An 11,993-nucleotide genomic window follows, 5' to 3' on the forward strand; every position below is an offset into this window, starting at 1 on the left:
TTGTAGCCTTTAGAGGGAAACGCCTTTCACCTGCGTCTCCAGCCGATCGATTGCCTCGGTGACAGTCTCGTCGTAAGGCCTGAGCTCAACTACCCGTGAATAGGCCCGATAAGCAAGGTCAAGATCGCCCAGTTCCTCGTGGATCGCGCCAACGCCCTGCAGGGCGCCAAAATGATTGGGGTTGAGCGCCAGCGTATGTTCCAGCGCATCCATCGCCGGGCCCAGCCGGTCGGCGGCGTAATACGCCAGCGCAAGCGTGCTCCAGCCCTCGGCGAAGCCGGGTGCATGATCGGTGAGCGCGGTGAGATGGCCGATGGCCGTGTCGATCTCGCCGACCTCCAGCGCGTCGCGGCCCCGCTTGAGCAGCAGATCCATCGCCGCAGACCCCGATTTCGACCATTCCGCGCGCAGATCACGCTCGGCCCGGTCGGCGATCTCGGCGCTGGGGGCTGCGGCCAGCTCGGCCAGCAGATCTGCCTCGCGGCTCTGGGTGCCCTTTTCAGACCCCTGCTGAGACCCCTGTGGCCCGGCGGCGATTGCCGCATCCGGTGCCGCGTTTTGTGCGCCCATCTGTGGCCCATCCATGGTCCCTTCTTGCGCCCCCTCTTGTGCCAAAGCGAGGCAAGGTAGGGAAAACGTGACTAGGGCCAGCGCAAGCGCCGTTCTAGGTTGGATTTTGCGCGACAGCATGCTCATACAGGAAAGTGTAACCCAAGCCCGCTGGATTGCCAGCACAGGAATTCGTGAGGAGTGTCCGGATCATGAGCGAAACGGTCAAGGCGGCGGTCGCCGCGCTGAACAAGAAGCTGGATGGCGAGGGATTCGCCGGGGTTGCGAAATTCGTGATCGAGGGCAAAGGCGCGATCATCGTCGACGAAGCCGGGGCGCGAGCCGCGGCAGAGGCTGGCGAGCTGCCCGCCGACGTCACGCTCACCGCCGACACCGAGACGTTCCGCGCCATCATCGAGGGTGAGAAGAACCCCACCACCGCCTATATGACGGGCGCGCTGCAGATGGATGGCGACATGGGCGCGGCCATGCGGCTGGCCAAGACGCTGGCCGGATGAGCGCCGAGGCCCCCTTCTATGCCGATCTGGCCGAGGGCCCCGAGGGCGCCCGCGCGCTCTGGATCCGCGCCGAAGACGGGCTGCGCCTGCGGCTTGGCCATTATCCCGGCCCGGCGAAGGCCGAAGGCACCGTGCTGCTGTTCCCCGGCCGCACCGAATACGTCGAGAAATACGGCCGCGTCGCGCAGGCCTTTGCCGCGCGCGGCTTTCACACGCTGACCATAGACTGGCGCGGACAGGGGCTGGCCGACCGCATGCTCGAGGACGCGCAGACCGGCCATGTGCATCTCTTTGCCGACTATCAGCGCGACGTGGATGCGATGCTGGGGGCGGCGCGCGATCTTGGCCTGCCCGAGCCCTTCCATCTGCTTGGCCACTCCATGGGCGGTGCCATTGGCCTGCGTGCGCTGGTGCGCGGCCTGCCGGTCGCGGGCGCAGGCTTCACCGCGCCGATGTGGGGCATCCGCTTTGTCGGGCCGGTGCGGCAGGCGGCATGGGCGCTCAGCTGGTCCGGCGCGCGTTTCGGCATGGGGCATTTTTACGCCCCCTCCACCGGCCCCGGCAGCTATCTCACCCGCACCGCCTTTGAGGGCAATGTGCTGACCACCGACCGCAGCGGCTGGGACTATATGCTGCGGCAGGTGACCGAGGTGCCGCAGTTGCAGCTTGGCGGGCCGTCGCTGCGCTGGCTGCATGAGGCGCTGGCCGAATGCCTTGCGCTGTCGCGGCTGCCCGCGCCCGAGGTGCCCTGCATCACCTTCCTCGGCAGCAATGAGCGCGTGGTGGACGGTGCCCGCATCCGCAGCCGCATGGCGCGTTGGCCGGGTGGCCGACTGGAGCTGATCCAAGGCGGCGAGCATGAGGTGCTGATGGAAGATGCGGTGACGCGCGAGCGGGTCATCTCGCAGATCTCGGCGCTGTACCGGCAAGCGGCAGAGGACAAGGGCGCGCAGGCCCGCGCCTGACGCGGCGCTGCGTTCGCGCTTGGCTCGGTCCGGCAGTTCGGGCCGCGATCTGGCCGAGCGCCGCCCCCGCGCTATGCTTCCGCGCATGGCGGATCCGGTTCTCAGCTTCACCGAGCGCGGCATCTACTGCCCCGCGGCGGATATCTACATCGACCCTTGGCGCCCGGTGCCGCGGGCGCTGATCACCCACGCGCATTCCGACCACGCCCGCCCCGGCCACGGCAGCTATCTCGCAACGCCGGTCACCGCCGCGATGATCCGGCACCGGCTGGGCGTCGAGGTCGAGACGCTGCCCTATGCCGAGCCGCGGCGGATCGGCGGTGCCACCGTCAGCTTTCATCCCGCCGGCCATGTGCCCGGCTCGGCGCAGGTGCGGGTCGAGGTGGGCGGAGAGGTCTGGGTGGTGTCGGGTGACTATAAGCTCGAGACCGACGGCCTGTCCGAGCCCTTCGAGCCGGTGCGCTGCCATGCGTTCATCACCGAATGCACCTTTGGCCTGCCGGTGTTCCGCTGGCAGCCGCAGGCCGAGATCGCCGCCGAGATCAACGGCTGGTGGCGCGCCAACCGCGCGGCCGGGCGCGCCTCGCTGCTGGGGGCCTACAGCCTTGGCAAGGCGCAGCGGCTGATCTCGATGCTCGACCCGGAGATCGGCCCGATCCTCACCCATGGCGCGGTGGAGGGCAGCAATGCCGTGCTGCGCGAGATCGGCGCATTCGACCGCGAGACGATCCCCGTGACGCCCGACTTCGACCGCAAGGCGCATCCCGCGCCGATGGTGGTGGCGCCGCCCTCGGCCTTTGGCACATCTTGGGCCCGCAAATTCGGCCCGGCACAGACCGGTTTCGCCTCGGGCTGGATGCGTCTGCGCGGCGTGCGACGGCGGCGCGGCGTGCAGCGCGGCTTTGTCATCTCGGACCACGCCGACTGGCCCGCCCTGCTCCGCGCCATCAAGGAGACTGGCGCGGAAAATATATACCCGACACATGGTTACACGGATATCTTCGCGCAATACCTGCGCAGCGAAGGCTATGACGCCACGCCCGTTCCCACCGAGTTCGGCGGCGACGAGGATGCCGCCGAGAAAACCGGAGACGCCGCATGAAGGACTTCGCGCGCCTCTTCACCAAGCTCGACCAAACCACCAGAACTTCAGAGAAAACCGCTGCCCTTACCGAGTTCTTCCGCAGCGCGCCCGAGGCTGACCGGCTGTGGGCCGTGGCGCTCTTCTCGGGCCGCCGTCCGAAGCGCGCGGTGACCACCACGCTGCTGCGCGAATGGGCCGCCGAGCGCGCAGGCATCCCGCTGTGGCTGTTCGAAGAGAGCTATCCCATCGTCGGCGATCTGGCCGAAACCATCGCGCTGATCCTGCCCCCGCCAAGCGCGCCCGAGGACCGTGACCTTGCCCATTGGATCGACGTGGTGAAAGGGCTCGCGCCGCTGGAGGCCGAGGCGCGCAAGGCGGCGGTGCTGGAGGTCTGGGATCACTTGGACCCCACCGAGCGCTTTCTTTTCAACAAGCTGATCACCGGCGGCTTTCGCATCGGCATCAGCCGCAAGCTGATGACGCGCGCGCTGGCCGAGGCGACGGGCGTCGACGAGCCCGCCATGGCACTGCGGCTGATGGGCAAATGGCACCCCGAAGAGACCACTTGGGCGCAGTTGACCGCCGAAGAAGATGCCAGCGAGGACGAAAGCCGACCCTACCCGTTCTGCCTTGCCTCGCCGCTGGAGACGGAGGCGGCGAGCCTCGGCGATCCTGCCGACTGGCTGGCGGAATGGAAATGGGATGGCATTCGCGGTCAGCTGATCCTGCGCGGCGGCACGCATCATCTGTGGTCGCGCGGCGAGGAGTTGATCACCGACCGCTTTCCCGAGTTCGCCCGCAGCCCCGACTTCCTGCCGCCGGGCACGGTTCTGGATGGCGAGATCCTCGCGTGGAAGGACGGCGGCCCGCTGCCCTTTGCCCAGCTGCAGCCCCGGATCGGGCGCAAGACGGTGCCCAAGAAGCTGCTGACCGAGGCGCCGGTGCGGATGCTGGCCTATGATCTGCTGGAGCATGAGGGGGAAGATATCCGCGCCCTGCCCCTGTCCGAACGCCGCCAGCGGCTCGAAGCGCTGCTAGAGGGTTTGCCAGAGGATGCCGCCGTGATGCCCTCGCCGCTGCTGACCGAGGCGGATTGGCCCGCGCTTGCCGCCCAGCGCGAGAGCGCGCGCGAGCACCGTTCCGAAGGGCTGATGCTCAAACACCGGGGCTCGGCCTATCAGGGCGGACGCAAGCGCGGCGACTGGTGGAAGTGGAAGCTCGATCCGCTGAGCGTCGACGCGGTGATGATCTACGCGCAGCAGGGCCACGGGCGGCGTGCGAACCTTTTTACCGACTTCACCTTCGCGGTCAAAGACGGCAACGGGCTGGTGCCCTTCACCAAGGCCTATTCCGGCCTCACCGACGCCGAGTTCGACGAGATCACCCGCTGGGTGAAGCGCAACACGCAGCAGCGCTTTGGCCCGGTGCGGCAGGTGACGCCCGAGCTGGTGTTCGAGATCGCCTTCGAGGGCATTCAGGAAAGCCCGCGTCACAAGTCCGGCATCGCGCTGCGCTTTCCGCGCATGGCGCGCTGGCGGCGCGACAAACCGGTGGATGAGATCGACACGCTGGAGGGGCTGAAGTCGCTGCTGGACGCCTATGGCTGACCGTTGCCGCCTCTTATGCAGGCCCTTGACGGCGGCGGGTTCAAAAGAAAGAAACATCCGATCATTATAGGGCATCATACTGTGCCCCGAAGACCCGCCCGGAACAGGGGCCCACGGCCTCGGCGACCGCACATCCACCCAACGAAAGACCCCCTGTTGGAGAAAAGAATGAAGTTCCGCTTCCCCATCGTGATCATCGACGAAGATTTCCGCTCCGAGAACAGCTCGGGCCTTGGCATCCGCGCGCTTGCCGAAGCCATCGAGTCCGAGGGGTTCGAAGTGCTGGGCGTCACCAGCTATGGCGACCTGTCGCAATTCGCCCAGCAACAATCCCGCGCCAGCGCCTTCGTGCTGTCGATCGACGACGAGGAATTCTCTCCCGGCCCCGAGCTTGATCCGGCGGTTCTCAACCTGCGCAACTTCATCGAAGAGCTGCGCTGGAAGAACGAGGATGTGCCGATCTACATCTACGGCGAGACCAAGACCTCGCGGCACCTGCCCAACGACATCCTGCGCGAGCTGCATGGCTTCATCCATATGTTCGAGGACACGCCGGAGTTCGTCGCCAAGCACATCATCCGCGAAGCCAAGAGCTATCTCGAAGGCATCCAGCCCCCCTTCTTCAAGGCGCTGCTCGACTATGCCGAGGATGGGTCCTACTCGTGGCACTGCCCCGGCCATTCGGGCGGCGTGGCGTTCCTCAAGTCCCCCATCGGCCAGATGTACCACCAGTTCTACGGCGAGAACATGCTCCGCGCCGACGTCTGCAACGCGGTCGAGGAACTGGGCCAGCTGCTCGACCACAATGGCGCCATCGGCGAATCCGAGCGCAATGCCGCGCGCATCTTCAACGCCGATCACTGCTTCTTCGTGACCAATGGCACCTCGACCAGCAACAAGATGGTCTGGCACCACAGCGTGGCGCCCGGTGACGTGGTGGTCGTGGACCGCAACTGCCACAAGTCGATCCTGCATTCGATCATCATGACCGGGGCGATCCCGGTGTTCCTCAAGCCGACGCGCAACCATTGGGGCATCATCGGCCCGATCCAGCGCAGCGAGTTCGAGATCGAAAGCATCAAGGCCAAGATCCGCGCCAACCCGCTGCTGAAGGACGTGGATGCCGACAGCGTGCAGCCGCGCATCCTGACGCTCACGCAGTCGACCTATGACGGGGTTCTCTACAACACCGAAGAGATCAAAGGACTTCTCGACGGCTATGTCGAGAACCTGCATTTCGACGAGGCGTGGCTGCCGCATGCCGCCTTCCACCCGTTCTATGGCACCTATCACGCGATGGGGCGCAAACGGGGGCGCACCAAGAAATCGGTGACCTATGCCACCCAGTCGGTGCACAAGCTGCTGGCAGGGATTTCGCAGGCCAGCCATGTGCTGGTGCAGGACAGCGAAGAGACCAAGCTCGACCGGCATCTCTTCAACGAAGCCTATCTCATGCACACTTCCACCAGCCCGCAGTACAGCATCATCGCCTCCTGCGATGTGGCGGCGGCGATGATGGAGCCGCCGGGCGGCACCGCGCTGGTTGAAGAGAGCATCGTCGAAGCGCTGGAATTCCGCCGCGCCATGCACAAGGTCGACGAGGAATACGGCGCCGACGACTGGTGGTTCAAAGTCTGGGGCCCCGAGGATTTCGACCACAACAGCGATGGCATGGGCCGCACCCGCGACTGGGTGCTGAAGAAGACCGATGCCGAGGGCGTCGAGAGCAGCGGCACCGACAGCTGGCACGGCTTCGGCGACATGGCGCCGGGCTTCAACATGCTCGACCCGATCAAGGCGACGATCATCACGCCGGGGCTCGATCTCGACGGGCGGTTCGACGACTGGGGCATCCCCGCCTCCATCGTCACCAAATATCTCGCCGAGCATGGCGTGGTGGTGGAAAAGACCGGACTTTACAGCTTCTTCATCATGTTCACCATCGGCATCACCAAGGGCCGCTGGAACACGCTGCTGACCGCGCTGCAGCAGTTCAAGGACGATTACGCCAAGAACCAGCCGATGTACCGCTCGATGCCGGAGTTCTGCCAGAAGCACCGCCGTTACGAGCGTATGGGGCTCAAGGACCTGTGCCAGCACGTCCACGCGCAATACGCGAAATACGACGTGGCGCGGCTGTCGACCGAGATTTACCTGTCGGACCTCGAGCCTGCGATGAACCCCGGCGAGGCCTATGCCCATATCGCCCGCCGCACCACACAGCGCGTGCCGATCGACGAGTTGGAAGGGCGGATCACCACCTCGCTGGTCACCCCCTATCCGCCGGGCATCCCGTTGCTGATCCCGGGCGAGGTGTTCAACAAGCGCATCGTCGACTACCTGCGGTTCAACCGCGAGTTCGCCCGCGCCTGCCCCGGCTTCGAGACCGACATCCACGGGCTGGTGCAGGAGGTCATGCCCGACGGCTCGGTGGAGTATTTCGCCGACTGCGTGGCAAAGTGACATCGGGGCGCGCGGCAGCAAGGGGCGCTGCCCCTCGGCGCTGCGCGCCTCACCCCGGGATATTTTGATCTAGACGAAGCGGCAGAGCGCGAGGCGGCGCTTTGCCCTTGAACCTGCGGGGGGCGGGCTCTTACCTGTCTCCCAACAATGAGAACAAGGAGAGACGCGATGACCGTTCGGCCCGTTTTTGATGCCACTGCCGCTGCCGGGGGCAAAAACCTGGGCGATCTGCCGGAATGGGATCTGACCGATCTCTATCCCGCGCCCGATGCGCCGGAGGTGAAGCGCGATCTGGACTGGCTGGAAGACGCCTGCGCGCGCTTTGCGCATGACTATGAGGGCAAGCTGGGCGAGCTCGATGCCGCGGGCTTCCTCGAGATGATCCAGCGCCATGAAAAGATCGAGGCGGTCGCGGGCCGCATCATGTCCTTTGCCGGGCTGCGCTACTACCAGCTGACCATCGACGCCGAGCGCGCCAAGTTCCTGTCGGACTGTCAGGAGAAGATCACCCATTTCACCACGCCGCTGGTGTTCTTCACGCTCGAGCTGAACCGGCTCGACGATGAGCTCCTCGACGGGCTCTTTGCCGCCGATGCCGAGCTGGGCCGCTACAAGCCCGCCTTCGACCGCATCCGCGCGATGAAGCCGCACCAGTTGTCGGACGAGATGGAGCATTTCCTGCACGACATGGGCGTGGTCGGCGACGCATGGGAGCGGCTCTTTGACGAAACCATCGCCGGGCTCAGCTTCACCGTGGACGGCGAGGAGATGAGCATCGAGAGCACGCTCAACCTGCTGACCGAACAGGACCGCACCAAGCGCGAGGCCGCGGCCCACGAACTGGCACGGGTCTTTGGCCAGAACATCCGCACCTTTGCCCGCGTGCACAACACGCAGGCCAAGGAAAAAGAGGTGATGGACCGCTGGCGCAAGATGCCCACGGCGCAGCACGCAAGGCACCTTGCCAATGACGTGGAGCCCGAGGTGGTCGAAGCGCTGCGCAACGCCGTGGTCAATGCCTACCCGCGCCTGTCGCACCGCTATTACGAGTTGAAGCGCAAGTGGCTGGGGCTCGACCGTATGCAGGTCTGGGACCGCAACGCGCCGCTGCCGATGGAGACCGACCGGATCGTCGGCTGGGACGAGGCGGAAAAGACCGTGATGGAGGCCTATGCCGGTTTCGATCCGCGCATGGCCGAGATCGCCGAGCCCTTTTTCAAGAAGGGCTGGATCGACGCCGCCGCCAACCCCGGCAAGGCGCCGGGCGCCTTCGCCCATCCCACGGTGACCGACGCGCACCCCTATGTGCTGCTCAACTACCTCGGCAAGCCGCGCGACGTGATGACGCTGGCGCATGAGCTGGGCCACGGCGTGCATCAGGTGCTGGCCGCCGGTCAGGGCGAGATGCTGGCCTCGACGCCGCTGACGCTGGCCGAGACCGCCTCGGTGTTTGGCGAGATGCTGACCTTCCGCCGCCTGCTCGATCAGGCCAAGGACAAGGCAGAGCGCAAGGTGCTGCTGGCGGGCAAGGTCGAGGACATGATCAACACGGTCGTGCGGCAGATCGCCTTTTATGACTTCGAGTGCAAACTGCATGCGGCGCGCCGCGGTGGCGAACTGACGCCCGAGGACATCAACGCGCTGTGGATGTCGGTGCAGGCGGAAAGCCTCGGCGATGCCTTCGACTTCATGGAGGGCTACGAGACCTTCTGGGCCTATATCCCGCATTTCGTGCACTCGCCCTTCTACGTCTACGCCTATGCCTTCGGTGACGGGCTGGTGAACGCGCTTTACGCGGAATACGAGGCCAACCCCGAAGGGTTCCAGGACAAGTATTTCGACATGCTGAAGGCCGGCGGCTCGAAGCACCACAAGGCGCTGCTCGCGCCCTTCGGCCTCGACGCCACCGATCCCAAGTTCTGGGACAAGGGCCTGTCGATGATCGAGGGCTTCATCGACGAGCTTGAAGCGATGGAAGACTGATCTTCCGGGGCGGGCGCGAAGGTGCCCGCCCTTTCCTTTCGGACCTATGACGGTCCGCTCTCCCCCGCAGCCAGAGGATCCGCCCCATGCCGCCGCGCGACGATGACAGCCAAGGCATGCCGCAAGCGGCCCCCGGCCGGACGCGCCCGAAGCGCAGCATCAAGCGGCGGATGCAGCATTTTCTGGTGTATGTGCGCCGCAAGGTGCCGCCGGGGCTGCGGCTGGTGCTGGGCCTGCTGCTGATCTGCGGCGGCGTGCTTGGCTTTTTGCCGGTGCTGGGCTTTTGGATGATCCCGCTGGGCTTTGCCGTGGCGATGCTGGACGTGATGCCGCTTTACCGGCGCGGGCTCGAACGGGGCCGCGCGCTGCGGCGGCGTGACAATCCCGACCGTGCAGAGACCCAAGCAGCGCCCCGGGACGACGATCCTACTTGAGCTGGCTGTCCTTCGAGCCGCGCCGGTTGATCCCGCCGCGCGCCTGATAGGCGCCGTCGCGCTCTTGCTGACAGTCGATGCAGAGCTTCACACCAGGAATGGCAGTGCGGCGCTTTTCGGGGATCGGCTCTTCGCATTCGACGCAATGGGTCGCGCTCTCGCCCATGGGGCGTTTGCGGGCCTGCATCCGCGCAAGCTCGTCCTTGATGCTGTCTTCGATCTGCTCTTGTACCGCGCCGTCGCGGCTCCAGCCTCCGGCCATGGCGTCACCTCCTGAACCGTGAAGATAGGCGCGCCCCCGCCGTGCTCCAAGCGTTTTCGGCAAATGTGCGCGGGCGCAGATCCAATCCGCGCCCGCCTGCGTATTCATTTCATTGACTTCACGTCACCGAGACTATTTGTGAGCGCAAAGGAGATGTTCGTGATGCGTATTCTTGCCCTGCTGCTCGGCCTTGTCACCCTGCCCGCGGCGGCCCCGCTGGCGGTGGCTTCCGAGACCACCGAGTTCCAGTCGATCGACGGCGGGACGCTCGACCTTGCGCAATGGCGCGGCCAGCCTGTGCTGGTAGTCAACACCGCCTCGCGCTGCGGCTTTGCCGGACAGTTCGACGGGCTGCAGGATCTCTACGACCGCTACCGCGCGCGCGGGCTGGTGGTCGTCGCCGTGCCGTCGGATGACTTCAAGCAAGAGCTGAACAGCGATGCGGCGGTCAAGGAGTTCTGCGAGCTGAACTTCGACATCGACCTGCCGATGACCACGATCACCCATGTCAAAGGCGAAGAGGCGCACCCGTTCTTCCGCCAACTGTCGGAAGAGCACGGCTACACCCCGTCGTGGAATTTCAACAAAGTGCTGATCGGCCCCGATGGCGACTATGTCGCGGGCTGGGGCAGCACCACGCTGCCCCTCTCGGCGCCGATCACCGGTCAGATCGAGCCGCTGCTCGACTGACCGTTCTCGGGCTCAGGCCTCTTCGGCGTCCGCCACCAGCAGCGCGTAGATCTCGTCTTTCAGCGCGGCACGGCGCTTGCGCAGATCGGCCTCGGCCAGCGTCTCCATCGGGGTGAGACCGCTTTCGGCACCATGCACCTCGCGGTTCACCTCGTAGTAGCGCACGGCCAGCGTGGCGAAATGGCCGCCCTGCTGCTTCAGGACCGAGATACGCTCGGCGAACTGCGGGAATTCTTCGGCGAGGGAATGCGGAACATGGGACATGGGCAGGTGCCTCCTTTTCTTGTCTTGCCCCTGTCTTGCCACGCCCCGCGCCGGTCCACTTTGATGCGGATCAACGTGCCCCGAGGTCATTTCGGCCCCTAGCGCCGCGCCGGTCGCCAGCCTGCGGCCTCGGCCTCTGCGGCAGAGCAGAACCACCGCTCACCAGCGCTTTCGTCGATGCGCGTCGGTCCGTAGTGCTGCTGTCCGGGGCTGTGGTAGATGCGTGCGCCTTTGGACGAGATATTGCCCTTGATCACACAGCCCTCGGGCGCCTCTTCCAATGCCGCGGCATTGGCGGCGCGGCGGGTCTCGGCGCGATAGGCCGCCGGGCGCTGCACCTGCGCGCCATGCAGCCCGACACCCCGGACGGCGGCGCGTTTCTCGTCGAGATCATAGTCCATGGAGTAGTCGCGATAGGCAAAGAGCAGCCCCTCCGACACCAGCGTGCGGCCCATGTCCTCGCCATCCACAGAGCAGCGCGCCACGGCGCGCCCATAGCGATCGGTGTCGAGCCGCTCGCAGCGCGCGCGGCGCCCGTCGTAGCGCGCGCGCACCTCATCGGTGACCCAAGCGCCGCAGTTCCATTGCGGCGTGCCGTCGCCGTCGCAGGTCTGGCCCTGCTCGGGCGCATCGACACCAAAAAGACGGACGCGCACGTCGCCGACATCGAAGGTATCACCGTCGATCACATGCAGCGATCCGCTGAAACTCGATTGTGCGGCAGGCGCGGGTGACGCTAGGGCAAGGAGTGAGCCCAAAGCACCAACAAAAAGTGAACGTATATAGATCATTTGGCCAAAATCGCCGCATGGCGCGGCAAGTTCAACCAAATTCATTAACCTTCGTTAAGATGCCTTCCGGGCCGTGCATAAGCCCGGCGTGGCGGCTGGCACGGCGGCGTCACGAAGCTCGGACACGCCCCATGGCCTGCCCCGCGCTCAGGCGTCAAGCGTGCCCAGATGCCGGTTCTGCGGCAGGCGGGAAACCTCGACACCGCGCGCGCTCCGGCGCAGCGCATAGCCATAGCCCTTCACGCGAAAGCGCCATTCGGCTTCGGACAGGGACTTTTGCCGCTCGCTCAGAAGAAAGGCGGTGACGGCGTCAAACTCTTCGGTCAGTCGGTTCTCGGCAAACATGGATACACACCCAATAAAACTGTTTCTACATGAGAAAC

Annotated in this window: 13 protein-coding genes; 8 read left to right on the top strand and 5 right to left on the bottom strand. The window is 65.6% G+C overall.

Annotated elements, in window-relative coordinates; all coding sequences use genetic code 11:
* Nucleotides 1-9: 9 nt before the first annotated feature.
* Nucleotides 10-585, bottom strand: a complete 576-nt coding sequence (locus tag G0A00_RS17280) for a hypothetical protein (RefSeq protein WP_235953211.1) — start codon at nucleotides 583-585, stop codon at nucleotides 10-12.
* Nucleotides 586-761: 176 nt separating this feature from the next.
* Between G0A00_RS17280 and G0A00_RS17285 the strand changes: the two genes are divergently transcribed.
* The 7 genes from G0A00_RS17285 to G0A00_RS17315 all read left to right on the top strand — a co-directional run bounded on the left by G0A00_RS17285 (nucleotide 762) and on the right by G0A00_RS17315 (nucleotide 9,603).
* Nucleotides 762-1,067, top strand: a complete 306-nt coding sequence (locus G0A00_RS17285; protein ID WP_164183913.1) for an SCP2 sterol-binding domain-containing protein — start codon at nucleotides 762-764, stop codon at nucleotides 1,065-1,067.
* Nucleotides 1,064-2,032: an alpha/beta fold hydrolase gene (locus G0A00_RS17290; RefSeq protein WP_066105764.1), complete on the top strand. Its 969-nt coding sequence runs from the start codon at nucleotides 1,064-1,066 to the stop codon at nucleotides 2,030-2,032. Before G0A00_RS17285 ends, G0A00_RS17290 begins: the two co-directional genes overlap by 4 nt.
* 85 nt (nucleotides 2,033-2,117) lie before the next feature.
* Nucleotides 2,118-3,134: a ligase-associated DNA damage response exonuclease gene (locus tag G0A00_RS17295; protein WP_164183911.1), complete on the top strand. Its 1,017-nt coding sequence runs from the start codon at nucleotides 2,118-2,120 to the stop codon at nucleotides 3,132-3,134.
* The gene (locus tag G0A00_RS17300) at nucleotides 3,131-4,723 is read left to right on the top strand and encodes an ATP-dependent DNA ligase (RefSeq protein ID WP_164183909.1); all 1,593 of its coding nucleotides are present in this window, start codon (nucleotides 3,131-3,133) and stop codon (nucleotides 4,721-4,723) included. The genes G0A00_RS17295 and G0A00_RS17300 overlap by 4 nt, the downstream gene beginning before the upstream one ends.
* A gap of 168 nt (nucleotides 4,724-4,891) precedes the next feature.
* Nucleotides 4,892-7,186, top strand: coding sequence for an arginine/lysine/ornithine decarboxylase (locus tag G0A00_RS17305; protein ID WP_164183907.1), 2,295 nt, complete (start codon nucleotides 4,892-4,894; stop codon nucleotides 7,184-7,186).
* A gap of 168 nt (nucleotides 7,187-7,354) precedes the next feature.
* Nucleotides 7,355-9,169 (top strand): M3 family oligoendopeptidase, encoded by a 1,815-nt coding sequence (locus G0A00_RS17310; RefSeq protein ID WP_164183905.1) that lies wholly within the window; start codon nucleotides 7,355-7,357, stop codon nucleotides 9,167-9,169.
* Nucleotides 9,170-9,255: 86 nt separating this feature from the next.
* Nucleotides 9,256-9,603: a hypothetical protein gene (locus G0A00_RS17315; protein WP_235953210.1), complete on the top strand. Its 348-nt coding sequence runs from the start codon at nucleotides 9,256-9,258 to the stop codon at nucleotides 9,601-9,603.
* Here G0A00_RS17315 and G0A00_RS17320 read toward each other — a convergent pair.
* Entirely contained in the window at nucleotides 9,596-9,865 is a 270-nt protein-coding gene (locus tag G0A00_RS17320; protein ID WP_164183903.1) for a DksA/TraR family C4-type zinc finger protein, read from the bottom strand. The genes G0A00_RS17315 and G0A00_RS17320 overlap by 8 nt on opposite strands.
* A gap of 162 nt (nucleotides 9,866-10,027) precedes the next feature.
* Between G0A00_RS17320 and G0A00_RS17325 the strand changes: the two genes are divergently transcribed.
* The gene (locus G0A00_RS17325) at nucleotides 10,028-10,555 is read left to right on the top strand and encodes a glutathione peroxidase (protein ID WP_164183901.1); all 528 of its coding nucleotides are present in this window, start codon (nucleotides 10,028-10,030) and stop codon (nucleotides 10,553-10,555) included.
* A gap of 12 nt (nucleotides 10,556-10,567) precedes the next feature.
* On the opposite strand, the gene G0A00_RS17330 is transcribed toward G0A00_RS17325, so the two are convergent.
* From G0A00_RS17330 to G0A00_RS17340, 3 genes are all read right to left on the bottom strand, one after another.
* A complete protein-coding gene (locus tag G0A00_RS17330) occupies nucleotides 10,568-10,819 on the bottom strand; it encodes a YdcH family protein (protein ID WP_164183899.1) in 252 nt (83 codons plus the stop codon).
* Nucleotides 10,820-10,917: 98 nt separating this feature from the next.
* Entirely contained in the window at nucleotides 10,918-11,508 is a 591-nt protein-coding gene (locus tag G0A00_RS17335) for a thermonuclease family protein (protein WP_368667711.1), read from the bottom strand.
* A 249-nt stretch (nucleotides 11,509-11,757) separates the two neighbouring features.
* Nucleotides 11,758-11,955, bottom strand: coding sequence for a hypothetical protein (locus G0A00_RS17340; RefSeq protein ID WP_066105746.1), 198 nt, complete (start codon nucleotides 11,953-11,955; stop codon nucleotides 11,758-11,760).
* Nucleotides 11,956-11,993 lie beyond the last annotated feature (38 nt).

It is taken from the genome of Salipiger sp. PrR002 (assembly GCF_010500775.1).
Classification (GTDB): Bacteria; Pseudomonadota; Alphaproteobacteria; order Rhodobacterales; family Rhodobacteraceae; genus Salipiger.

Excerpts from the sequence above, each read along its gene's own strand:
- G0A00_RS17280 (WP_235953211.1), bottom strand. The coding sequence starts at position 585 with ATGGATGGGCCACAGATGGGCGCACAAAACGCGGCACCGGATGCGGCA.
- G0A00_RS17285 (WP_164183913.1), top strand. The coding sequence starts at position 762 with ATGAGCGAAACGGTCAAGGCGGCGGTCGCCGCGCTGAACAAGAAGCTG.
- G0A00_RS17290 (WP_066105764.1), top strand. The coding sequence starts at position 1,064 with ATGAGCGCCGAGGCCCCCTTCTATGCCGATCTGGCCGAGGGCCCCGAG.
- G0A00_RS17295 (WP_164183911.1), top strand. The coding sequence starts at position 2,118 with ATGGCGGATCCGGTTCTCAGCTTCACCGAGCGCGGCATCTACTGCCCC.
- G0A00_RS17300 (WP_164183909.1), top strand. The coding sequence starts at position 3,131 with ATGAAGGACTTCGCGCGCCTCTTCACCAAGCTCGACCAAACCACCAGA.
- G0A00_RS17305 (WP_164183907.1), top strand. The coding sequence starts at position 4,892 with ATGAAGTTCCGCTTCCCCATCGTGATCATCGACGAAGATTTCCGCTCC.
- G0A00_RS17310 (WP_164183905.1), top strand. The coding sequence starts at position 7,355 with ATGACCGTTCGGCCCGTTTTTGATGCCACTGCCGCTGCCGGGGGCAAA.
- G0A00_RS17315 (WP_235953210.1), top strand. The coding sequence starts at position 9,256 with ATGCCGCCGCGCGACGATGACAGCCAAGGCATGCCGCAAGCGGCCCCC.
- G0A00_RS17320 (WP_164183903.1), bottom strand. The coding sequence starts at position 9,865 with ATGGCCGGAGGCTGGAGCCGCGACGGCGCGGTACAAGAGCAGATCGAA.
- G0A00_RS17325 (WP_164183901.1), top strand. The coding sequence starts at position 10,028 with ATGCGTATTCTTGCCCTGCTGCTCGGCCTTGTCACCCTGCCCGCGGCG.
- G0A00_RS17330 (WP_164183899.1), bottom strand. The coding sequence starts at position 10,819 with ATGTCCCATGTTCCGCATTCCCTCGCCGAAGAATTCCCGCAGTTCGCC.
- G0A00_RS17340 (WP_066105746.1), bottom strand. The coding sequence starts at position 11,955 with ATGTTTGCCGAGAACCGACTGACCGAAGAGTTTGACGCCGTCACCGCC.